The organism is Paraburkholderia sp. RL18-085-BIA-A, assembly GCF_046027075.1.
Taxonomy (GTDB): domain Bacteria; phylum Pseudomonadota; class Gammaproteobacteria; order Burkholderiales; family Burkholderiaceae; genus Paraburkholderia.
Map to the genome: position 1 here is coordinate 1 of NZ_JARESU010000512.1, position 812 is coordinate 812.

Sequence of the window (812 nt, forward strand, 5' to 3'; positions counted from 1 at the left end):
TAAAACAGCTTGGTGACGGCCTCATCGGTCGGGAACGAGCTGCGGGTCTTGATCACCTTGCGCAGGCTCATGTTGATCGATTCTATGGCATTCGTGGTGTAAATCACCTTCCTGATCTCCGGTGGGTAATCGAAGAACGGAATCACACGTGCCCAGTTGCGTCGCCAGCTCTGTCCGATGGACGGATAGTCCTTGTCCCACCTGGCCTCGAAGGCGCCCAGCATCTGTTCGGCCAGTTCGACGGTCGATGAAGTGTAAATCGTCTTCAGGTCGGCGGCGACTTCCTGCTGCATTTTCCACGGCACGAAGTTCAGACTGTTGCGCACCATATGCACGATGCACAGTTGCACGGCCGCTTTTGGGTAGACCGCTTCAATGGCTTCAGGAAAGCCTTTAAGCCCGTCGACGCAGGCGATAAAGATGTCCTGCACGCCGCGCGTCTTCAGCTCAGTGACCACCTGCAGCCAGAACTTGGCCCCCTCGGTCTGGGCGATCCACAGTCCCAGGACTTCCTTGTGGCCGGCCATGTTCACGCCGATGGCCAGGTACACCGCCTTGGTCCGCACCGCGCCGCTGTCGCGCACTTTGACGTGAATGCAGTCGAGATAGACAATCGGATAAAGCGCGTCGAGCGCACGGGCCTGCCAGAGCTTCACCTCATCACTGACGGCGTCGGTGACCGCCGAGATCAGCGTCGGCGAGACCTCCGTGCCGTACATTTCTTCCAGGTGCCCCTGGATCTCGCGCACGCTCAGGCCACGCGCATACAGCGAAATGATCTTGTCGTCGAAGCCCGTCCAGCGCGTCTGATG

At 59.4% G+C, this 812-nt stretch carries 1 protein-coding gene; it reads right to left on the bottom strand.

What is annotated here, in order from left to right; translation table 11 throughout:
* On the bottom strand, positions 1 to 812 hold an 812-nt coding region (locus P0D89_RS53565), incomplete at both ends, for an IS256 family transposase (RefSeq protein WP_408371371.1).